Origin of the sequence: Streptomyces sp. P1-3, from assembly GCF_050613155.1 — a bacterium.
Lineage (GTDB): Bacteria > Actinomycetota > Actinomycetes > Streptomycetales > Streptomycetaceae > Streptomyces.
In genome coordinates, this window is record NZ_CP192512.1 from 3,791,785 (window position 1) to 3,813,773 (window position 21,989).

Here is a 21,989-nt window from a genome sequence, read left to right on the forward strand (position 1 = left end):
CGGAAGGCTCAGCCGGACCGCACGCTCAAGGGAGGGGCTCGACGTTGGACAACGCCGCATTCGGCGACCTGAGCGACGCCGAGCTCCTCGCGTGCCACGTCAAGGGTGAGCCGGACGCGTTCGGGGAGCTCGTCCGGCGGCACCGTGATCGGCTCTGGGCTGTTGCCCTGCGGACCCTCGGCGACCGCGAGGAGGCCGCTGACGCGGTCCAGGACGCGCTCGTCTCCGCCTACCGGGCCGCTCACACCTTCCGAGGCCAGTCGGCCGTCACCACCTGGCTGCACCGGATCACGGTCAATGCGTGCCTGGATCGGGCCCGTAAGACCGCCTCGCGCCGCACCTCTCCGATCGCTGACACCGAGCGGCTGGAGCAGCTCATCGAGCCCCATGAATCGGCCGCCGCCCCCGCAGAGCGAAGCGACCTCCACCGGGAGCTGCTGAGCGCTCTGAGCACCCTCCCCGCCGAGCAGCGCGCCGCGCTGGTGCTGGTCGACATGCAGGGCTACCCCGTCGCCGAGGCGGCCGAGATCCTCGACGTCCCCGCGGGCACGGTCAAGAGCCGCTGCTCACGTGGCCGGGCTCGGCTGCTGCCCCTCCTTACCCATCTCCACCCGACCGCGAGGGATAGCCAGCCACCGCGCAGGGGAAGGAACCGGACGCAGGGGACATCCGTCCCACCAGCGGCAGGACCGAACGATGCAGATGCCGTGAAGGGCGGAGGTGGGCGAGCGTGACAACCTCGACCGACACGGACGAGCATCCGGAGGTCTCTGAGATCTCCGCACTCGCCGACGGTCTGCTGCCCCCGGACCGTACGGCGGATCTACGCCGCCATCTCGAGGCCTGCGACCTGTGCGCCGACGTCCGCACGTCGCTGGACGAGATCCGCTCGCTCCTGGGCACCCTCCCCGGAGCAGTGCGGATGCCAGACGATGTCGCGGGCCGGATCGATGCCGCGCTCGCCGCCGAGGCATTGCTCGACTCCACCACCGACCCGGATCGCTGCGAGGTTTCACGTGAAACGCCTCCCGGCGCGGCCGCCGGGGTTTCACGTGAAACGTCGCGGCCCGCGGAGGAGGCAGAGACGGCAGCGGCCACCGCGCCGGCCGACCGCCCCGCCGGGCGGTCCCGCGCCGCCACCGGCCCCGGCCGCCAGACGCCACGCTCCGGCGGTCGGCACGGGCGCTCCCGCCGCTGGCCTCAGGCGCTCCTCGGCACCGCATGCGCCGCAGCCGTCCTCGGCATGGGCACCTGGCTCGTCCAGTCCTCCGACTCGGGATCGAGCGATGGGAGGACCACCGCCGAATCGACGGTCGCTCCCCGGACCGAGTCCGCTTCACTCTCCGCGGCCGGACTGGAATCACGCGTCCACCAAGTCCTCGCCCATCAGGACGGAAGGCAGGGCCAGCCCTCACGGGAGGTCACCGCCAAGAACTCTCCTCCCGACACGCTGAACGCCGACGACGTCCGTGTGCCCTCCTGCGTCCAGGCCGGGACCGGCCGCTCCGAGGCACCGCTGGCCGCCCAGAAGGAGACGTACGACGGCACGGCCGCCTACCTCGTCGTCCTGCCGCACCCGACCGACGCCTCCCGGGTCGACGCGTTCGTCATCGACGCGGCCTGTACCACCGCGGACCCGGCGTCTCCCGGCGCGATCCTGGTGAACCGGACCTACGACCGGCGCTGAACCGCACCACCAGCCGCTGACGCCGCCGGGAATGCTGGACCCGTAGGATCCGTTGGGTGGGATGAGCCTCCCCAACCCGTCACCGGCGAAGACAAGGAAGACATCAGTGAGCGACGTCCGCAACGTGATCATCATCGGTTCCGGGCCCGCGGGCTACACGGCCGCGCTCTACACGGCCCGCGCCTCCCTCAAGCCTCTTGTCTTCGAGGGCTCCGTCACAGCGGGCGGTGCGCTCATGAACACCACCGACGTGGAGAACTTCCCCGGCTTCCGCGACGGCATCATGGGCCCTGACCTTATGGACAACATGCGCGCCCAGGCGGAGCGCTTCGGCGCCGAGCTGATCCCGGACGACGTGGTCGCGGTCGACCTCTCCGACGAGATCAAGACCGTCACCGACTCGGCGGGCACCATCCACCGGGCCAAGGCCGTGATCGTCACCACCGGCTCCCAGCACCGCAAGCTGGGCCTGCCCCGCGAGGACGACCTCTCCGGCCGCGGCGTCTCCTGGTGCGCCACCTGCGACGGGTTCTTCTTCAAGGACCAGGCCATCGCGGTGATCGGCGGCGGTGACACCGCGATGGAGGAGGCCACCTTCCTCTCCCGCTTCGCCAAGTCCGTCACCGTCGTCCACCGGCGGGACACCCTGCGCGCGAGCAAGGCGATGCAGGAGCGGGCCTTCGCCGACCCGAAGATCTCGTTCGTCTGGGACAGCGAGGTCACCGAGCTGCACGGCGACGGCAAGCTCTCCGGCCTGGCCCTGCGCAACCGAAACACGGGGGAGACCTCGGACCTGCCGGTCACAGGCCTGTTCATCGCGATCGGCCACGACCCGCGCACCGAGCTGTTCAAGGGCCAGCTGGACCTGGACGACGAGGGCTACCTGAGGGTCGAGGCGCCCTCGACCCGTACCAGCCTCACGGGTGTGTTCGGCGCGGGCGATGTCGTGGACCACACCTACCGTCAGGCGGTCACCGCCGCCGGCACCGGCTGCTCCGCCGCGCTGGACGCCGAGCGGTATCTGGCCGCGCTGGCCGACGGCGAGAACGCCGCCTGACCCCCACCCCTCCCCCTGCACCCACTGATTAAGGAGACTGCCATGGCCGGTGCCACGGTAACCGTGACGGACGCCGACTTCGAGGAGGTCGTCCTCAAGAGCGACAAGCCTGTGCTGGTCGACTTCTGGGCCGAGTGGTGCGGTCCGTGCCGCCAGATCGCCCCGTCCCTGGAGGCGATCGCCGCCGAGCACGGCGAGATCGTCATCGCCAAGCTCAACATCGACCAGAACCCGGACACGGCCGCCAAGTACGGCGTGATGTCGATCCCGACGCTCAACGTCTACCAGGGCGGCGAGGTCGTCAAGACCATCGTCGGCGCGAAGCCGAAGGCCGCGATCGAGCGCGACCTGTCCGACTTCCTGGCCTAGGAAGCGACGAGCGCTGGAGTGCAGCGCTGTTTCACGTGAAACGGGCCCGCCCCCATCACTGGGGGCGGGCCCGTTCGCTGTTCACAGCGGCCGGAGCACCGGCTCCTTCTGGACGGCACCGAGCAGCCGGTCCAGAGCCAGCTCCACGTCCTCCTTCCAGGAGAGCGTGGTACGCAGCTCCAGCCTGAGCCTGGGATACCGGGGATGGGGACGTACGGTCTTGAACCCCACAGCGAGCAGATGGTCGGCGGGCAGCACACACGCCGGTTCCTTCCAGGCGGCGTCGCCGAATGCCTCGATCGCCTTGAAACCCCGCCGGATGACGTCCTTGGCCACCGTCTGCACCATCACCCGCCCCAGCCCCTGCCCCTGGTAGCCGGGGGAGAGCCACGCCGTCATCAACTGGACGGCATCCGCGGCCACGGGGCTGGTGGGAAACGCCATCGAGCGCGGCACATAGGCCGGAGGCGCGTACAGCACAAAGCCCGCCGGCACCTCGTCCACATAGACCACGCGCCCGCACGAACCCCACTCCAGCAATACCGCTGAGATCCAGGCTTCCTTCTCCAGCTCGGGCCGGCCGGCCCGAACCGCGGCCTCACCGTTGACCGGGTCGAGCTCCCAGAAGACACAGGAGCGGCACCGCTTGGGGAGGTCCGGAAGGTTGTCCAGCGTGAGCGGTACGACCCGACGCCCCATGCAGCCAGTTCCTCACTTCTCCCACCGACCGCGCGCCCGGCGGCCTGTGCGCCTACCTGATCGCATCGTATCCGCGGGAACCTTGCCCGGCATCGCCATCGAGCAAAGAGGGCGGGTCGTGACCGGTGCCCTACTCGGACGAGCCCTCGGCTTCCTCGGACAGCTTCTGCTCCAGCACCCGACCCTCACCCGGTGCCAGCGTCCCGAGGATGCGCTCCAGATCCTCTATCGAGGCGAACTCGACGACGATCTTTCCCTTCTTCTGGCCCAGGTCCACCTTCACCCGCGTCTCGAAACGGTCGGAGAGTCGCGACGCGAGATCGGTGAGCGCAGGGGACACCCGAGTGCCGGCACGCGGGCTCTTGGCCTTCGCCGCTCCGGCAGACCGGGAGCCCATCAGGGTGACGATCTCCTCGACCGCCCGGACCGACAGCCCTTCGGCGACAATCCGGTGTGCCAGCCGGTCCTGCTCCTCGACATCCTCCACCGAGAGCAGAGCGCGGGCGTGGCCCGCCGAGAGTACGCCCGCAGCCACCCGGCGCTGCACCGGCGGGGAGAGCTTCAACAGCCGCAGCGTGTTGGAGACCTGAGGGCGCGAACGCCCGATCCGGTCGGCCAACTCGTCATGCGTGCAGTTGAAGTCCTTCAGCAGCTGGTCATAGGCAGCGGCCTCTTCCAGCGGGTTGAGCTGAGCGCGGTGCAGGTTCTCCAGCAGCGCATCAAGGAGCAGCTTCTCGTCTTCGGTGGCCCGGACGATGGCCGGGATCCTCTCCAGCCCCGCCTCACGGCAGGCTCGCCAGCGACGCTCGCCCATGATGAGCTCGTAGCGCTCGGGCGCCAACTGCCGTACCACGACGGGCTGGAGAAGGCCGACTTCCTGGATCGAGGTGATCAGTTCGGCCAGGGCGTCATCGTCGAAGAACTCGCGCGGCTGGCGCGGGTTCGGCTTGATGGAGTCCAGGGGAAGCTCGGCGAAATGCGCCCCGGCCACCTCGTCCGCGACCGGCGCGGCGGCGGGCTGCGGCGCCTCGGGCTCCTTGGGCAGCGTCTCCGTTTCACGTGAAACACCGGCGCTGGGGAGTGCGGTCACCTTCGCCGCGGCCACACCGCGCTCGGGCGTCAGCACCGGCACCGCGGTGGGTGAGCCGCTCCCCGCCGTCACCATGGGCCCTGCGCTGTCCGAGGCCTTCGGTGCGGGAGGGATCAGCGCACCAAGCCCACGGCCCAGGCCTCTACGTCGCTCACTCACTGGGTCCCCTCCTGCATGCTGTGCTGATTGATCTCGGCCACCGCGTGGGCGTGCCGGCCGTCGTAGCGCACTCCGACCCCCCGGAGTGCCATCTCGCGGGCAGCCTCCAGATAGGAGAGCGCACCGCTGGAGCCTGGGTCGTAGGTGAGGACGGTCTGCCCGTAGCTGGGCGCCTCGGAGATACGGACCGACCGGGGGATGCTCGTCCTCAGCACCTCATTGCCGAAGTGGCTGCGGACCTCGTCCGCCACCTGGGAGGCCAGCCGGGTCCGCCCGTCGTACATGGTGAGCAGGATGGTCGAGACATGAAGCTGGGGGTTCAGATGTCCCCGCACCAGATCCACATTCCGCAGCAGCTGGCCGAGACCTTCCAGGGCGTAGTACTCGCACTGGATCGGGATCAGCACCTCAGCGCCCGCCACCAGCGCGTTCACCGTCAGCAGACCCAGCGAGGGCGGGCAGTCGATGAGGATGTAGTCCAGCGGCTGCTCGTACGCCTGGATCGCGCGCTGGAGCCGGCTCTCGCGAGCCACCAGGGAGACCAGTTCGATCTCGGCGCCGGCCAGATCGATCGTGGCCGGGGCGCAGAACAACCCCTCCACATCCGGCACAGGCTGCACGACATCGGAGAGCGGCTTGCTGTCGACCAAGACGTCGTAGATCGACGGGACCTCAGAGTGGTGGTCGATCCCCAGAGCTGTCGAGGCGTTGCCCTGCGGGTCGAGGTCGATGACCAGCACCCTGCCTCCGTGCAGCGCCAGCGAGGCGGCCAGATTGACCGTAGTGGTGGTCTTCCCCACCCCGCCCTTCTGGTTGGCGACCACGATCACCCGGGTCTCATCCGGCCGGGGCAGGCCCTCACCCGCGCGGCCGATCCCCGCTACCGCCAGCGGGGCCGGGCGACCGACAGGGATGTTGTCCATAGGGGCCGGGGTTTCACCGTGCCCCTCCTGCCCGAGCGGGGGCATGGAGCGGACGTCCTCCCCCGCCGGTTCGGTACGGGGGCCGGGGACCGGATCGGCCATCGGCCCCGCGATGTTGGCGTCGGACCGCAAGGATTCACTCTCCTCGACATCAGGCTCGCAATGAACAGAGCCTGCCATGCTTTCGGGGTCGTGAACCAGCGAGGCCCGTTCTCCTGTGGAGGAATCCACATCTGTGGACAATCGCGTAGCTCGTACAGGGGACGTGCGGTCGCGTGACCCGGCGGCCGCGCGACCACGGCTGATGATTCCATGCAGCAAGGAGCGGCGTTTCACGTGAAACACGATGCACGCGAGAGCGCATCACACCGTCTCGACACTCCGGATTGCGTAGTTTTGACAGCTTGTATGGAGCACCGCCGCAGCTCAGCGCCGCCGACGGGTCCCCTTACTGGCGGCCTTCGCGCGCTTGGCGGCGAACCGTACGCCGCCGGGGCTCTCCCCGACCTCCACCCGCACCACGGTGGACGGCGGGTCCACGATCCCCTCGCCGACATGCAGCACGGACGTCGCGACCACACCGAGCTTGCTCAGCGCCGCCCGCGCCTGCTTGAGCTCCTCCTCCGCCGTGTCGCCCTTCAGGGCCAGCATCTCGCCGTACGGGCGCAGCAGCGGCACACCCCAGCCCGCCAGCCGGTCCAGCGGAGCGACGGCCCGCGCCGTCACCACATGCACCGGCGGGAACTTCCCCAGCACCTCTTCGGCCCGGCCACGCACCACGGTGACGTGATCCAGCCCCAGCAGCTCCACGATCTCCTGAAGGAAGTTCGTCCTGCGCAGCAGCGGCTCCAGCAGCGTGATCTGCAGATCCGGGCGGGTCAGCGCCAGCGGAATACCCGGCAGTCCGGCACCCGAGCCCACATCGCACACCGTGACCCCTTCAGGGACCACCTCCGAGAGCACCGCGCAGTTCAGCAGATGCCGCTCCCACAGCCGCGGCACCTCGCGCGGACCGATCAGACCGCGGGTCACGCCCACATCGGCCAGCAGCTCGGCGTACCGAACGGCCTCAGGGAAGCGCTCACCGAATACATCCCGGGCCACCTCCGGCGCCGGGGGGAGCTCCGCTGCTTCCGTCACGGGGACCGTCCTTCCGTTACCCAAGCACTCTGTTGAACGCTGTTGTCAGGCTGACAAGATACGGCCCCGCCTGCGAGCAGACGGGGCCGTGTGTGCCGTACAGCCGGGTCGATACGATCCGGCCTACGACAAGGGTCAGGCCGGGAGCACGACCACGCGGCGCTCGGGCTCCTCACCCTCGGACTCGCTGCGCAGGCCGGCCGCCGCGACCGCGTCGTGCACGACCTTCCGCTCGAAGGGCGTCATCGGCTTGAGCTTCACCGGCTCGCCGGTGCCCTTGGCCTCTTCCGCGGCCTTGGTCCCCAGCTCGGTGAGCTCCTCCCGCTTACGGGCCCGGAACCCGGCGATGTCCAGCATCAGCCGACTCCGGTCACCGGTCTCGCGGTGCACCGCGAGGCGGGTCAGCTCCTGGAGAGCCTCCAGCACCTCACCGTCGCGACCCACGAGCTTCTGCAGGTCACGGCTGGTCGAGTCGCTGATGATCGACACTGCGGCGCGGTCGGCCTCGACGTCCATGTCGATGTCACCGTCGAGGTCCGCGATGTCCAGCAGCCCTTCCAGGTAGTCGGCCGCGATCTCCCCTTCCTGCTCAAGGCGGGTCAGGGTGTCGCTCCCCTCAGCAGCTGGCGTGGTGCCTTCCGTCACGGATGGACTCCTTCTTACTTCTTGGACGGGTGCTTAGGCCGCTGTTGGCCCTTGCGCCCACCGGTCTTGGCCTTACGGGAGGAACCGCCGGCCGGCTTGCCGCCCTGCGCCTCGTCCTTCTTCTCTCCCTCGCCCTTCTCCAGCGAGGTGGAACCGGCGGCCTTCGGGCCCCCGGTCTGTGCCCGGGACCGGGCCTGCGGCTGCGCGCCGCCGGTCGGCCGCTGCGGCTGGGCACCGGTGGTCTGCCGCTTCGCCTTGGTCTGGCGCTTGGGCTGCTGCCGGGCGGCACGGGCCGCCTCCGCCGCCTTCTTCGCCTCGACCTCGGCGGGCTCCTCCGTGAGCTTGCCCTTGGCCCGCAGCCGCTCCTGGCGCTGCTTGAAGGCGAGGCTGCCCGGGGTGGGGTTCCGGCGGATGATGAACATCTGCTGGCCCATGGTCCAGACGTTGGTGGTCAGCCAGTAGACGAGCACACCGACCGGGAAGTTGATGCCGAAGACGGCGAACATGACCGGGAAGACGTACATCAGCATCTTCTGCTGCTGCATGAACGGCGTCTTCGCCGTCAGGTCGACGTTCTTCGTCATCAGCTGGCGCTGGGTGAAGAACTGCGACGCCGACATCAGGACGATCATGGTGATCGTGACGACCCGGACATTGGTCATCGAGGCGTCCAGCGAGTGGACCTTCTCCACGCTGGACATGAACTTCACGGCCAGCGGGGCGCCGAAGATGTGCGCCTCACGGGCGCTCTCCACCAGATCCCTGTCCATCACACCGACGGTGTGGTTGTTCGCGATCTTGTTGAGGACCTGGTAGAGCGCGAGGAAGAACGGCGACTGGGCCAGAATCGGGAGGCAGCTCGAGAGCGGGTTGGTCCCCGTCTCCTTGTAGAGCTTCATCACCTCTTCGGACTGGCGCTGCCGGTCGTTCTTGTAGCGCTCCTGGATCGCCTTCATCTTCGGCTGAAGCGCCTGCATGTTCCGCGTCGCCTTGATCTGCTTCACAAAAAGCGGGATCAGACAGATACGGATCACGACCACCAGCGAGACGATGGACAGACCCCACGCCCAGCCACTGTTCTCGTCGAAGACGAGGCTGTAGAGCGAGTGGAACTGGACGATGATCCAGGAAACTGCGTCATAGAGAGGACCGAGGATCGTGTCCACGAATCAGACTCCTTGGGCGTTGGGCTGAGTCTCGGGCTGTGCGGCGGGCGGGACAGCAGGGTGCCCACCGAGGCGGCTCCTCAGCCGCTGATGCCAGACCGGACGCTTCCGGGGTGGGACGTGGTCGACGCCCCCGAGCGACCACGGGTTGCAGCGCAGGATGCGCCAGGCGGTCAGCGCCGTCCCTTTCACCGCGCCATGCACGTCGATGGCCGTATAGCCGTAGTGCGAGCACGACGGGTAGTACTTGCAGACGGGCCCCAGCAGGGGGCTGATGGTCCACTGGTACAGCTTGATCAGCCAGAGCAACGGGTACTTCATCGCGGTACCCTCCCCGTGCCTTCGGTAGGGGTGGCCCCGCCCAGCAGCCGCTGCAGCGCGGTGTCCAGGTCACGTGCCAACTGGTCGTGACCCGCTTCACCCGCACCGGGCAGCGCCCTCACGACCACCAGGCTACCCGCGGGCAACCGATCAAGGCGGTCGCGCATGAGATGGCGCAGCCTCCGCTTCACCAGGTTGCGGACGACGGCTCCGCCGACCGCCTTGCTGACGACGAAACCCGCACGCACCGGGGAAGCACTCTCCCCAGGTGCGTGCGGGTCCGTTGTACCGCTACGTAGGTGGACGACAAGGAGCGGGCGACCGGCCCTGCGTCCTCGGCGTACCGCGGCCGCGAAGTCCTCGCGCCGCCTCAGCCGATGCTCGGTAGGCAGCACGACATGACCTGTTGGATCAGGCGGACAGGCGTGCGCGACCCTTGCCACGGCGGGCCGCGAGAATCGCGCGGCCGGCACGGGTGCGCATCCGCAGCCGGAAGCCGTGGGTCTTCGCGCGGCGGCGGTTGTTCGGCTGGAAGGTGCGCTTGCTCACTCGGGGGCTCCAGAAATGAATCGTGTGATGGCGGGACATCGCCTGGCTGTCACCGTGCGCCCACGAGTAGCTCGCAATACGCCCGAGTGCACCGCTTCATGACCACACCAGGTGATCGTTGCCCATCGGAGGCAGGCGGCAGCAGCCATCGACAACTCGACCTGGTTACGGTACGCGCGGCTACGCCATCCGGTCAAACCGGCGGCGCCGCCTCCGCTCTCCGCGTCGCCGCCACGGGGGCAGTAGAACGCGGGGCGACATCGCATGGCACATTTGTACACACCCTGTGGACAACGACTTGAACCGCGCACCTCGGCCTGACTACCGTGGCCAAGCTCCGATTCCTTCCCGCCCGTCCCGAGAACCACACATTCGTGGGACCTGTCGGCGTCCCCCACCCAGCGAGTGAGAGAGCGTGCCCTGTGGCTGACGTACCTGCCGATCTTGCCGCAGTGTGGCCACGCGTGCTCGAACAGCTCCTGGGCGAAGGCCGGGGCCACGGTGTCGAGGCGAAGGACGAGCACTGGATCAAGCGGTGCCAGCCGCTGGCCCTGGTCGCCGACACCGCGCTGCTCGCCGTGCCGAACGAGTTCGCCAAGGGCGTACTGGAAGGCCGGCTGTCCCCGCTGATCAGCGAGACGCTCAGCCGCGAGTGCGGCCGTCCGATCCGGATCGCGATCACCGTCGACGACTCCGCGGGCGAGCCGCCCGCCCCTCCGCAGCGCCCGCAGCCGTCCTCGCGCTACGAGGATCCCCAGCGCGACACGTACGAGCGCGACAACCGCGACGGCCGCGACGCCTACGAGCGCGACGGCTACGGCGTCCGGGACGCCTACGACGGCGGCCGCGAGGGCTACGAGACCTATGGGGCGCGGGCGGCCGACGACCTGCCGACCGCCCGCCCCGCCTACCCCGACTACGACCGGCCGCGCCCCGAGCCCGGCACCTGGCCCCGGGCGGGCGAGGACTACAGCTGGCAGCAGCAGCGGCTGGGCGGCTTCCCCGACGGCAGCGACCCGTACTCCTCCCAGCACGCACCGCGCCCGTACGAGCAGCAGCGCCGTGACCTGCCCGAACACCTGGACCGGCCGCGCACGGGCCCCGGCGGCGCCGGAGCCGCGGGCACCGGCGGCAGCAGCGGTCCCGGTGGGCCTGGACCCGGCGGCCGCGGAGGCCCCGGCGCGCACCGGGGCCCCAGTGGATCCGAGGGCCACGGCGGGCCGTCCGGGCCCGGTGGCCCGAGCGCGCCCACCGGCGCCCCGGGCCCGCTCGCCGCGCAGCCCGCGCCCGCCTCGGGCCCCGGTGAGCCGACCGCGCGCCTGAACCCCAAGTACCTCTTCGACACCTTCGTGATCGGGGCGTCCAACCGTTTCGCGCACGCCGCCGCGGTCGCGGTCGCCGAAGCCCCCGCCAAGGCGTACAACCCGCTGTTCATCTACGGCGAGTCCGGCCTGGGCAAGACGCACCTGCTGCACGCGATCGGGCACTACGCGCGCAGCCTCTACCCGGGCACCCGCGTGCGCTACGTGAGCTCCGAGGAGTTCACGAACGAGTTCATCAACTCCATCCGCGACGGCAAGGCGGACGCCTTCCGCAAGCGCTACCGCGACATGGACATCCTGCTCGTCGACGACATCCAGTTCCTCGCGAGCAAGGAGTCGACGCAGGAGGAGTTCTTCCACACCTTCAACACCCTCCACAACGCCAACAAGCAGATCGTGCTCTCCTCCGACCGGCCGCCCAAGCAGCTGGTCACCCTGGAGGACCGGCTGCGCAACCGCTTCGAGTGGGGCCTGATCACCGACGTCCAGCCGCCCGAGCTGGAGACCCGGATCGCGATCCTCCGCAAGAAGGCGGTGCAGGAGCAGCTGAACGCCCCGCCGGAGGTGCTGGAGTTCATCGCCTCGCGGATCTCGCGCAACATCCGCGAGCTGGAGGGCGCGCTGATCCGCGTCACGGCCTTCGCCAGCCTCAACCGGCAGCCGGTGGACCTCGGCCTCACCGAGATCGTCCTGAAGGACCTGATCCCCGGCGGCGAGGACACGGCGCCCGAGATCACCGCCACCGCGATCATGGCGGCGACGGCCGACTACTTCGGGCACACCGTGGACGACCTGTGCGGCGCCTCGCGCAGCCGGGTGCTGGTGACCGCCCGGCAGATCGCGATGTACCTGTGCCGTGAGCTGACCGACCTGTCGCTGCCGAAGATCGGGGCGCAGTTCGGCGGCCGCGACCATACGACCGTGATGCACGCCGACCGCAAGATCCGGGCGCTGATGGCCGAGCGGCGCTCCATCTACAACCAGGTGACCGAGCTGACGAACCGCATCAAGAACGGCTGACGCGACCGCAGGCCCCTCTCCAGACGGCTGCTTCCAAGGCGCTCCGGGACGACTTCCCGGAGCGCCTTTCGTCGTCCCAGAGGGGTTCCTCAGGGGTTTCAGAGAGGTCTCGGGGGCATCATCACGCCTGTTGCGGCGCTCCGGGAGAGGCCTCAGAAGGGCTCCGAGAGCCCGGAGCCCCTGTGCAAGGCCGCCGAACACATCGCCGCCGCTGTTCGATTACGCGCCGGACCTGCCACTTCTCCACAGATTCGGGGGCTGTCCACCGTCCACACCCTGGGGAAGTCGAGGTTGTCCCGATCCTGTCCACAGGAGCCGCCTGTGGAACAGTGTCAGTCCAGGTCAGCGGGTTGTGGAATTGTGGCAAACGGCTGTCCACAGACTGTGGACGACGCGCCCGCCCACAGGGGGCTCGCGCGGTTGTCCACCGCCCGCCCACAGCGAGATCGCGGTTGCCCACAGCTTCTCCACACCCTTGTCCACTGTTCGGCAACGCGACACCCCTCGTCGCTGACACGAGTGAAAGGCGTCACATCAAGATGCCGGGTTGGGCTGTGGGGAACCTGGGTAAAACTGGGGACGGCGCTGGGGAGAACCAGGGCTCCTCTGTGCATGGCCTGTGCAGAACTTCCGGCGATCCACAGACACCCCCGGTTATCCACCGCGGCCGCCCACAGGGCCGGTGGATAAAAAACCCGCCCTGACCTGCGAAAAAGCAGTTGTCCACGGTTTCCACAGGCCCTACTACTACGACCACAGAGTTAGAGCGGGGAAATCGCTTCGAAGCGGGGCCTGTGCACAACTCGGCTCCGAGCCGCGCCACGCCTCTGGCCCCGACTTGACCCCGAGCCGCACCGGCTGTCGGTGGCGTGCGTCAGACTGGTCAGGCGGCAGTCAGCCGACGACGAAGGCCAGCAGGGCGAGCCAGCAACAGCAGGAGGCGGCTTACGGTGAAGATCCGGGTGGAGCGCGATGTACTCGCGGAGGCGGTGGCCTGGGCGGCCCGCAGCCTTCCGGCCCGTCCGCCGGTGCCGGTTCTCGCGGGCCTGCTGCTGAAGGCGGAGGAGGGCGCGCTGAGCCTCTCCTCGTTCGACTACGAGGTCTCGGCCCGCGTGTCGGTGGAGGCGGACATCGACGAGGAGGGCACCGTCCTCGTCTCCGGCCGCCTGCTCGCCGACATCTGCCGCGCCCTCCCCAACCGGCCGGTGGAGATTTCCACAGACGGTGTACGAGTGACCGTGTTCTGCGGCTCCTCGCGGTTCACACTCCACACCCTGCCTGTGGAGGAGTACCCGGCCCTGCCCCAGATGCCGACCGCGACCGGCACCGTGCCCGGCGAGGTCTTCGCCGCGGCCGCCGCCCAGGTCGCCATCGCCGCGGGCCGCGACGACACGCTCCCGGTGCTCACCGGTGTCCGGATCGAGATCGAGGGCGACACCGTCACGCTGGCCTCCACCGACCGCTACCGCTTCGCGGTCCGGGAGTTCCTGTGGAAGCCCGAGACGCCGGACATCTCCGCGGTCGCGCTGGTGCCCGCCAAGACCCTCCTCGACACCGCCAAGTCGCTGACCAGCGGTGACACCGTCTCGCTGGCGCTGTCCGGCTCGGGCGCGGGCGAGGGGCTGATCGGCTTCGAGGGCGCCGGACGGCGCACGACCACGCGGCTGCTGGAGGGCGACCTGCCCAAGTACCGCACCCTGTTCCCGACCGAGTTCAACTCCGTCGCGGTGATCGAGACGGCCCCGTTCGTCGAGGCGGTCAAGCGCGTGGCGCTGGTCGCCGAGCGCAACACGCCGGTGCGGCTGAGCTTCGAGCAGGGCGTGCTGATCCTGGAGGCCGGCTCCAGCGACGACGCACAGGCTGTGGAACGCGTGGACGCGCAGCTCGAGGGCGACGACATCTCGATCGCCTTCAACCCGACGTTCCTGCTGGACGGCCTCAGCGCGATCGACGCCCCGGTGGCTCAGCTGTCGTTCACCACGTCCACCAAGCCCGCGCTGCTCAGCGGCCGGCCGGCGGTCGACGCCGAGGCGGACGACGCGTACAAGTACCTGATCATGCCGGTGCGGCTGTCGGGCTGAGGCTGACGGAACGGCTCGGCCGGTGGCGCGACTGAGCGGCTGAGCCCACGGATGTGCGCGGGGGTGCGGGCGTAGGCTCGTAACCCAGTACGAAGCGCGCGACAGCGCAACGACGACGTCAAAGGATCACTGATGGAGCTCGGTCTCGTCGGCCTCGGCAAGATGGGCGGCAACATGCGCGAGCGCATCCGCCGCGCAGGCCACACCGTCATCGGTTACGACCGGAACCCGGACCTCGCCGATGTCCACAGCCTCAAGGAGCTTGTGGACGGGCTCCAGGGTCCGCGGGTCGTGTGGGTGATGGTCCCCGCGGGGGCGGCGACCCAGTCCACCATCGACGAGCTCGGTGAGCTGCTCTCCCCCGGAGACGTGGTCGTGGACGGCGGCAACTCCCGCTGGACCGACGATGAGAAGCACGCCGAGGAGCTCGCTGAAAAGGGCATCGGCTTCGTCGACTGCGGCGTCTCCGGTGGCGTCTGGGGCCTGGAGAACGGCTACGCGCTGATGTACGGCGGCGACGCCGAGCATGTCGCCAGGGTCCAGCCGGTCTTCGACGCGCTCAAGCCCGAGGGCGAGTTCGGCTCCGTGCACGCGGGCAAGGTCGGCGCGGGCCACTTCGCCAAGATGGTCCACAACGGCATCGAGTACGCGATGATGCAGGCCTTCGCCGAGGGCTGGGAGCTGCTGGAGGCCGTGGACTCGGTCACCGACGTCCGCGAGGTCTTCCGTTCCTGGCAGGAGGGCACGGTCATCCGCTCCTGGCTGCTCGACCTCGCCGTGCGCGCCCTGGAGGACGACGAGCACCTGGACAAGCTGCGCGGCTACGCGGCCGACTCCGGCGAGGGCCGCTGGACGGTCGAGGCCGCCATCGACAACGCCGTCCCGCTGCCCGCGATCACCGCGTCCCTCTTCGCGCGCTTCGCGTCGCGTCAGGACGACTCCCCGCAGATGAAGATGATCGCCGCGCTGCGCAACCAGTTCGGCGGCCACGCCGTAGAGAACAAGTAACCCGGCAACACCCAGCACCACAGCAGCAGCCGGGGGAGGTCGGCGTCACCGTGCACGTCTCACATCTGTCACTCGCCGACTTCCGCTCGTACGCCCGGGCCGAGGTTCCACTCGACCCGGGCGTCACCGCTTTCGTCGGGCCCAACGGCCAGGGCAAGACCAATCTGGTCGAGGCGATCGGTTATCTGGCGACCCTCGGCAGCCACCGGGTCTCCTCCGATGCCCCGCTGGTGCGGATGGGCGCGGACCGGGCCGTCATACGGGCGGCGGTGGTGCAGGGTGAGCGGCAGCAGCTCATCGAGCTGGAGCTCAATCCGGGCAGGGCGAACCGGGCCAGGATCAACCGATCTTCCCAGGTCAGGCCGCGTGATGTGCTCGGGATCGTACGGACCGTGCTGTTCGCACCGGAGGATCTGGCGCTGGTCAAGGGCGACCCCGGGGAGCGCCGCCGGTTCCTGGACGAGTTGATCACCGCGCGGGCGCCGCGGATGGCCGGGGTGCGTTCCGACTACGAGCGGGTGCTCAAGCAGCGCAACACCCTGCTGAAGTCCGCGGCCATGGCCCGCCGGCACGGCGGCCGGACCATGGACCTGTCCACTCTCGACGTGTGGGACCAGCATCTGGCGCGGGCGGGCGCCGAACTGCTGGCCCGCCGCCTCGACCTGATCGCCACGCTCCAGCCACTGGCCGACAAGGCGTACGAGGAGCTGGCGCCGGGCGGCGGCCCGCTGTCCTTCGACTACCGCGGCTCGGCGGGTGAGGCGATGGCGGAGGCCCGCGGCCGCGAGGAGCTGTACGAGGTGCTGCTCGCCGCGCTCGCGGACGCCCGCAAGCAGGAGATCGAGCGCGGTGTCACCCTCGTCGGACCCCACCGCGACGACCTCGTACTCCGACTGGGGCAGCTGCCCGCGAAGGGGTACGCGAGCCACGGCGAGTCCTGGAGTTACGCGCTGGCGCTGCGCCTGGGCAGCTACGAGCTGCTGCGCGCGGAGGGCAACGAGCCCGTCCTCGTCCTGGACGACGTCTTCGCCGAACTGGACGCGCGGCGGCGCGAGCGGCTGGCCGAGCTGGTCGCCCCCGGCGAGCAGGTGCTGGTGACGGCCGCGGTGGACGATGACGTACCGCCGGTGCTGGCGGGTGCCCGGTACGCGGTCGCGGGCGGCGAGGTCGACCGCGTATGACCGAGCAGCCGGGCGTCCCGCACGCGGGCACACCACACAGCGGCACCCCCGCTCCGGGCACCCAGGTTCCGGCCTCGGGCGTTCCCGAGCCCTCCGGAGTGGACCTCGCGCGGGTCGCGTTGCGCGCCGCCAAGGAGCAGGCGCGCGCCCGCGGTGCCGCCGCGCAGGCGAAGAAGCAGGCGCGGCGCGGGGGCCTGCGCTCCGGGGCCCGCGCCGACGGGCGCGATCCGCTGCCGCTGGGCGCGGCGATCAACCGTCTGATCACCGAGCGCGGCTGGGAGGCGCCGGCCGCCGTCGGCGGGGTGATGGGGCGGTGGCCGCAGATGGTGGGCCCGGAGGTGGCGCAGCACTGCGAGCCGCAGCGGTACGACGAGGAGGCGCGGGTGCTGACGGTGCGCTGCGACTCCACGGCCTGGGCGACGCAGCTGCGGCTGCTGGCTCCGCAGCTGGTCGCGCGGCTCAACCAGGATCTCGGGCAGGGCACGGTACGGCTGATCAAGGTGCTGGGGCCGGGCGGTCCCGCACGGCGCTACGGGCCGCTGCGCGCGCCGGGGAGCACGGGCCCCGGCGACACATACGGGTAGGTCGGGGCGGATCTGTCACGGGGGCGCGCCCCGGTCCCCGGATTCGGTAGCCACGGGTTGACAGTCGGAAGCGCTGAGTGCCTGTGTGAGCCTCTTGGAGCCCTCACCCAGATATGGGGAGTCGGCTGCGGCTGGTTCAGGGCGCCACATGCGTACTCAGGCGCCCGCAAACCCCCATTCATGTCGCCGCTACCGGTAGACTGAGGGGAAATCCCGCCCCACTGCGCGGGACACGTCGACAAGCACTGAACGACGCAGCCGCTCCCGATTGCCCCGGAGCCGGCGTGTGCTGTGCCAGAAAGGGCGCTTCGTGGCCGATTCCGGCAACCCCAACGAGAACATCCCGTCCGACATCGACGGCGACGCCTCGGCATCGCCGTCGTACGACGCCAGCGCGATCACCGTCCTGGAGGGTCTGGACGCGGTCCGCAAGCGCCCCGGCATGTACATCGGTTCCACCGGTGAGCGGGGCCTGCACCACCTGGTCTACGAGGTCGTCGACAACTCCGTCGACGAGGCGCTGGCCGGGCACGCGGACACGATCGACGTGACGATCCTCGCCGACGGCGGCGTACGGGTCGTCGACAACGGCCGTGGCATCCCGGTGGGCATCGTGCCGTCCGAGGGCAAGCCGGCCGTCGAGGTCGTGCTGACCGTGCTGCACGCGGGCGGCAAGTTCGGCGGCGGCGGCTACGCGGTCTCCGGTGGTCTGCACGGCGTCGGCGTGTCCGTGGTGAACGCCCTGTCGACGAAGGTCGCCGTCGAGGTCAAGACCGACGGCCACCGCTGGACGCAGGACTACAAGCTCGGTGTGCCGACCGCGCCGCTGGCCCGCAACGAGGCCGCGGAGGAGACCGGCACCTCGGTGACGTTCTGGGCCGACGGCGACATCTTCGAGACCACCGAGTACTCCTTCGAGACGCTGTCGCGGCGCTTCCAGGAGATGGCGTTCCTCAACAAGGGCCTGACCATCTCGCTGACCGACCTGCGCGACGCGCACGTCGACGAGGAGGGCAAGCCGCTCTCCGTCCGGTACTTCTACGAGGGCGGCATCGTCGACTTCGTGAAGTACCTGAACTCGCGCAAGGGCGAGATGGTCCACCCCACCGTCATCGGCTTCGAGGCCGAGGACAAGGAGCGGATGCTCTCCCTCGAGGTCGCGATGCAGTGGAACACCCAGTACAGCGAGGGTGTCTACAGCTTCGCGAACACCATCCACACCCATGAGGGCGGTACTCATGAGGAGGGCTTCCGCGCCGCGCTGACGACGCTGATCAACCAGTACGCGCGCGACAAGAAGCTGCTGCGGGAGAAGGACGACAACCTCACCGGCGAGGACATCCGCGAGGGTCTGACCGCGATCATCTCGGTCAAGCTCGGCGAGCCGCAGTTCGAGGGCCAGACGAAGACCAAGCTGGGCAACACCGAGGCGAAGACCTTCGTCCAGAAGATCGTCCGCGAGCAGCTCATCGACTGGCTGGACCGCAACCCCAACGAGGCCGCGGACATCATCCGCAAGTCGATCCAGGCCGCGACCGCCCGCGTGGCGGCCCGCAAGGCGCGCGACCTGACCCGCCGCAAGGGCCTGCTGGAGTCCGCGTCGCTGCCGGGCAAGCTGAGCGACTGCCAGTCCAACGACCCGGCCAAGTGCGAGATCTTCATCGTCGAGGGTGACTCCGCCGGCGGCTCGGCCAAGTCCGGACGCAACCCGCAGTACCAGGCGATCCTCCCGATCCGCGGCAAGATCCTCAACGTCGAGAAGGCTCGCGTCGACAAGATCCTCCAGAACAACGAGGTCCAGGCGCTGATCTCGGCGTTCGGCACCGGTGTGCACGAGGACTTCGACATCAGCAAGCTCCGCTATCACAAGATCATCCTGATGGCGGACGCCGACGTCGACGGCCAGCACATCAACACCCTGCTGCTGACCTTCCTCTTCCGCTTCATGCGGCCGCTGGTCGAGGCCGGGCACGTCTTCCTCTCCCGCCCCCCGCTGTACAAGATCAAGTGGGGCCGGGACGACTTCGAGTACGCCTACTCCGACCGCGAGCGCGACGCGCTGATCCAGGCCGGGCGGGAGAACGGCAAGCGCGTCCGGGACGACTCGGTCCAGCGCTTCAAGGGTCTGGGCGAGATGAACGCCGAAGAGCTGCGCGTGACGACGATGGACGTCGACCACCGCGTCCTGGGCCAGGTCACGCTGGACGACGCCGCACAGGCGGACGACCTGTTCTCGGTGCTGATGGGTGAGGACGTCGAGGCACGGCGCTCCTTCATTCAGCGCAACGCCAAGGATGTCCGCTTCCTCGACATCTGAGTCGGCCCGCACCAGCACCGCTTCGAAAGGATTTTGACCAGCCATGGCCGACGAGACCACCCCTTCGCCGTCCGACGCTCCCACGCCCTCCGAGGCGTCCGCCGCCGCCGCCGCCGAGGGCGCCGGTCTCCGCATCGAGACCGTCGGTCTCGAGACGGAGATGCAGCGCTCGTACCTCGACTACGCGATGAGCGTCATCGTGAGCCGCGCGCTGCCCGATGTGCGGGACGGCCTCAAGCCGGTGCACCGCCGCGTGCTGTACGCGATGTACGACGGCGGCTACCGCCCCGAGAAGGGCTTCTACAAGTGCGCCCGCGTCGTGGGCGACGTCATGGGTACGTACCACCCGCACGGCGACGCCTCGATCTACGACGCGCTGGTGCGACTCGCGCAGCACTGGTCCATGCGCATGCCGCTGGTGGACTCCAACGGCAACTTCGGCTCTCCGGGCAACGACCCGGCCGCGGCCATGCGGTACACCGAGTGCAAGATGATGCCGCTGGCCATGGAGATGCTCCGGGACATCGACGAGGAGACCGTCGACTTCCAGGACAACTACGACGGCCGTAACCAGGAGCCGACGGTCCTGCCGTCCCGGATTCCGAACCTGCTGGTCAACGGCTCGGCCGGGATCGCGGTCGGCATGGCGACCAACATCCCGCCGCACAACCTGCGCGAGGTCGCCGAGGGCGCCCAGTGGTTCCTGGCCAACCCCGAGGCCACCCCCGAGGAGCTGCTCGACGCGCTGATCGACCGGATCAAGGGCCCGGACTTCCCGACCGGCGCGCTGGTCGTGGGCCGCAAGGGCATCGAGGAGGCGTACCGCACCGGCCGCGGCTCGATCACGATGCGCGCGGTGGTCGAGGTCGAGGAGATCCAGGGCCGCCAGTGCCTGGTGGTCACCGAGCTGCCGTACCAGGTCAACCCGGACAACCTCGCGCAGAAGATCGCCGACCTGGTGAAGGACGCCAGGATCGGCGGCATCGCGGACGTCCGCGACGAGACGTCCTCGCGCACCGGCCAGCGGCTGGTCATCGTGCTCAAGCGGGACGCGGTCGCCAAGGTCGTCCTCAACAACCTGTACAAGCACACCGACCTCCAGACGAACTTCGGCGCCAACATGCTGGCGCTGGTCGACGGGGTGCCGCGGACCCTCTCCCTGGACGCGTTCATCCGCAACTGGGTGACCCACCAGGTCGAGGTCATTGTCCGCCGGACCCGCTTCCGGCTGCGCAAGGCCGAGGAGCGGGCGCACATCCTGCGCGGTCTGCTCAAGGCGCTGGACGCGATCGACGAGGTCATCGCGCTGATCCGGCGCAGCGACACGGTCGAGGTGGCGCGCGAGGGCCTGATGGGCCTGCTGACCATCGACGAGATCCAGGCCAACGCGATCCTGGAGATGCAGCTGCGCAGGCTCGCGGCCCTGGAGCGGCAGAAGATCATCCAGGAGCACGACGAGCTCCAGGCGAAGATCAACGAGTACAACGCGATCCTCGCCTCGCCCGAGCGGCAGCGGCAGATCATCAGCGAGGAGCTGACCGCGATCGTCGAGAAGTTCGGCGACGACCGGCGCTCCCAGCTGATCCCCTTCGACGGCGACATGTCCATGGAGGACCTGATCGCCGAGGAGGACATCGTCGTCACCATCACGCGCGGCGGCTATGTGAAGCGGACGAAGACCGACGACTACCGCTCGCAGAAGCGCGGCGGCAAGGGGGTGCGCGGCACCAAGCTGCGCGAGGACGACATCGTCGACCACTTCTTCGTCTCCACCACGCACCACTGGCTGCTGTTCTTCACCAACAAGGGCCGGGTCTACCGGGCCAAGGCGTACGAGCTGCCGGACGCCGGCCGGGACGCGCGCGGCCAGCACGTGGCGAACCTGCTGGCCTTCCAGCCGGACGAGCAGATCGCCCAGATCCTCGCCATCCGCGACTACGAGGCCATGCCGTACCTGGTGCTGGCCACCAAGTCCGGCCTGGTGAAGAAGACGCCGCTGAAGGACTACGACTCGCCGCGCTCCGGCGGTGTCATCGCCATCAACCTCCGGGAGACCGAGGAGGGTGGCGAGGACGAGCTGATCGGCGCCGAGCTGGTGTCCGCCGAGGACGATCTGCTGCTGATCAGCAAGAAGGCGCAGTCGATCAGGTTCACCGCCACCGATGAGGCGCTGCGCCCGATGGGGCGCGCGACCTCGGGTGTCAAGGGCATGAGTTTCCGCGAGGGGGACGAGCTCCTCTCGATGAATGTCGTCCGGCCCGGTACGTTCGTGTTCACCGCCACCGACGGTGGATACGCCAAGCGCAGCCCCGTGGACGAGTACCGCGTCCAGGGCCGCGGCGGCCTGGGCATCAAGGCCGCCAAGATCGTGGAGGACCGGGGTTCGCTGGTGGGCGCGCTGGTGGTCGAGGAGCGTGACGAGATCCTCGCCATCACCCTCGGGGGCGGTGTGATCCGTACGCGGGTCAACGAGGTCAGGGAGACGGGCCGTGACACCATGGGCGTCCAACTGATCAACCTGGGCAAGCGCGATGCCGTCGTGGGCATCGCCCGGAACGCCGAGGCCGGCAGCGAGGCCGATGAGGTCGAAGGGACCGAGGCGGTCGACGCGGCCGAGTCCGAGGTGTCGGCCGAGGGCATGGCGCCCCCGGCCGCAGAGACCGAGGAGTAG

General features: G+C 69.4%; 20 protein-coding genes. 11 read left to right on the forward strand and 9 right to left on the reverse strand.

All coding sequences use genetic code 11. From position 1 onward, the window contains the following. Window positions 1-44: 44 nt before the first annotated feature. The 4 genes from sigM to trxA all read left to right on the forward strand — a co-directional run bounded on the left by sigM (window position 45) and on the right by trxA (window position 3,113). Window positions 45-734, forward strand: a complete 690-nt coding sequence (gene sigM, locus ACQUSR_RS16145) for an RNA polymerase sigma factor SigM (protein WP_431043269.1) — start codon at window positions 45-47, stop codon at window positions 732-734. Then, entirely contained in the window at window positions 731-1,687 is a 957-nt protein-coding gene (locus ACQUSR_RS16150) for a hypothetical protein (protein WP_431043270.1), read from the forward strand. Before sigM ends, ACQUSR_RS16150 begins: the two co-directional genes overlap by 4 nt. A 106-nt stretch (window positions 1,688-1,793) precedes the next feature. Further along, window positions 1,794-2,744: a thioredoxin-disulfide reductase gene (gene trxB / locus ACQUSR_RS16155; RefSeq protein ID WP_431043271.1), complete on the forward strand. Its 951-nt coding sequence runs from the start codon at window positions 1,794-1,796 to the stop codon at window positions 2,742-2,744. A 42-nt stretch (window positions 2,745-2,786) separates the two neighbouring features. Beyond that, a complete protein-coding gene (gene trxA, locus ACQUSR_RS16160; protein ID WP_431043272.1) occupies window positions 2,787-3,113 on the forward strand; it encodes a thioredoxin in 327 nt (108 codons plus the stop codon). A gap of 81 nt (window positions 3,114-3,194) precedes the next feature. On the opposite strand, the gene ACQUSR_RS16165 is transcribed toward trxA, so the two are convergent. The 9 genes from ACQUSR_RS16165 to rpmH all read right to left on the reverse strand — a co-directional run bounded on the left by ACQUSR_RS16165 (window position 3,195) and on the right by rpmH (window position 9,805). Further along, window positions 3,195-3,812, reverse strand: coding sequence for a GNAT family N-acetyltransferase (locus tag ACQUSR_RS16165; protein ID WP_431043273.1), 618 nt, complete (start codon window positions 3,810-3,812; stop codon window positions 3,195-3,197). A gap of 130 nt (window positions 3,813-3,942) precedes the next feature. Continuing rightward, entirely contained in the window at window positions 3,943-5,061 is a 1,119-nt protein-coding gene (locus tag ACQUSR_RS16170; RefSeq protein WP_431043274.1) for a ParB/RepB/Spo0J family partition protein, read from the reverse strand. Further along, window positions 5,058-6,164 (reverse strand): ParA family protein, encoded by a 1,107-nt coding sequence (locus ACQUSR_RS16175; RefSeq protein ID WP_431043275.1) that lies wholly within the window; start codon window positions 6,162-6,164, stop codon window positions 5,058-5,060. Before ACQUSR_RS16175 ends, ACQUSR_RS16170 begins: the two co-directional genes overlap by 4 nt. A gap of 246 nt (window positions 6,165-6,410) precedes the next feature. After that, the gene (gene rsmG / locus ACQUSR_RS16180) at window positions 6,411-7,148 is read right to left on the reverse strand and encodes a 16S rRNA (guanine(527)-N(7))-methyltransferase RsmG (protein ID WP_431043276.1); all 738 of its coding nucleotides are present in this window, start codon (window positions 7,146-7,148) and stop codon (window positions 6,411-6,413) included. Between the two features lie 111 nt (window positions 7,149-7,259). Then, on the reverse strand, window positions 7,260-7,769 hold the full coding sequence (locus ACQUSR_RS16185; protein ID WP_431043277.1) for a protein jag: 510 nt from the start codon (window positions 7,767-7,769) through the stop codon (window positions 7,260-7,262). A gap of 14 nt (window positions 7,770-7,783) precedes the next feature. Then, window positions 7,784-8,935 carry a membrane protein insertase YidC gene (gene yidC / locus ACQUSR_RS16190; RefSeq protein WP_431043278.1) on the reverse strand — a complete coding sequence of 384 codons (1,152 nt, stop codon included), beginning with the start codon at window positions 8,933-8,935 and terminating at the stop codon, window positions 7,784-7,786. Window positions 8,936-8,938: 3 nt separating this feature from the next. Next, window positions 8,939-9,256, reverse strand: a complete 318-nt coding sequence (gene yidD / locus ACQUSR_RS16195) for a membrane protein insertion efficiency factor YidD (RefSeq protein ID WP_431043279.1) — start codon at window positions 9,254-9,256, stop codon at window positions 8,939-8,941. Next, window positions 9,253-9,651, reverse strand: coding sequence for a ribonuclease P protein component (gene rnpA, locus ACQUSR_RS16200; RefSeq protein ID WP_431043280.1), 399 nt, complete (start codon window positions 9,649-9,651; stop codon window positions 9,253-9,255). The genes yidD and rnpA overlap by 4 nt, the downstream gene beginning before the upstream one ends. A gap of 16 nt (window positions 9,652-9,667) precedes the next feature. Next, a complete protein-coding gene (gene rpmH, locus ACQUSR_RS16205; RefSeq protein ID WP_125638610.1) occupies window positions 9,668-9,805 on the reverse strand; it encodes a 50S ribosomal protein L34 in 138 nt (45 codons plus the stop codon). Between the two features lie 422 nt (window positions 9,806-10,227). On the opposite strand from rpmH, the gene dnaA reads away from it, so the two are divergent. From dnaA to gyrA, 7 genes are all read left to right on the forward strand, one after another. Then, window positions 10,228-12,147: a chromosomal replication initiator protein DnaA gene (gene dnaA, locus ACQUSR_RS16210; RefSeq protein ID WP_431043281.1), complete on the forward strand. Its 1,920-nt coding sequence runs from the start codon at window positions 10,228-10,230 to the stop codon at window positions 12,145-12,147. A gap of 950 nt (window positions 12,148-13,097) precedes the next feature. After that, window positions 13,098-14,228, forward strand: coding sequence for a DNA polymerase III subunit beta (dnaN, locus tag ACQUSR_RS16215; protein WP_431043282.1), 1,131 nt, complete (start codon window positions 13,098-13,100; stop codon window positions 14,226-14,228). Between the two features lie 132 nt (window positions 14,229-14,360). After that, complete coding sequence (gene gnd / locus ACQUSR_RS16220) at window positions 14,361-15,236, forward strand: phosphogluconate dehydrogenase (NAD(+)-dependent, decarboxylating) (RefSeq protein ID WP_431043283.1); 876 nt, start codon at window positions 14,361-14,363, stop codon at window positions 15,234-15,236. Between the two features lie 50 nt (window positions 15,237-15,286). Then, window positions 15,287-16,417 carry a DNA replication/repair protein RecF gene (gene recF, locus ACQUSR_RS16225; RefSeq protein WP_431043284.1) on the forward strand — a complete coding sequence of 377 codons (1,131 nt, stop codon included), beginning with the start codon at window positions 15,287-15,289 and terminating at the stop codon, window positions 16,415-16,417. After that, window positions 16,414-17,001, forward strand: a complete 588-nt coding sequence (locus ACQUSR_RS16230; RefSeq protein ID WP_431043285.1) for a DUF721 domain-containing protein — start codon at window positions 16,414-16,416, stop codon at window positions 16,999-17,001. Before recF ends, ACQUSR_RS16230 begins: the two co-directional genes overlap by 4 nt. A 286-nt stretch (window positions 17,002-17,287) precedes the next feature. Continuing rightward, entirely contained in the window at window positions 17,288-19,318 is a 2,031-nt protein-coding gene (gene gyrB, locus ACQUSR_RS16235; protein ID WP_431043286.1) for a DNA topoisomerase (ATP-hydrolyzing) subunit B, read from the forward strand. Window positions 19,319-19,361: 43 nt separating this feature from the next. Beyond that, the gene (gene gyrA, locus ACQUSR_RS16240; protein ID WP_431043287.1) at window positions 19,362-21,989 is read left to right on the forward strand and encodes a DNA gyrase subunit A; all 2,628 of its coding nucleotides are present in this window, start codon (window positions 19,362-19,364) and stop codon (window positions 21,987-21,989) included.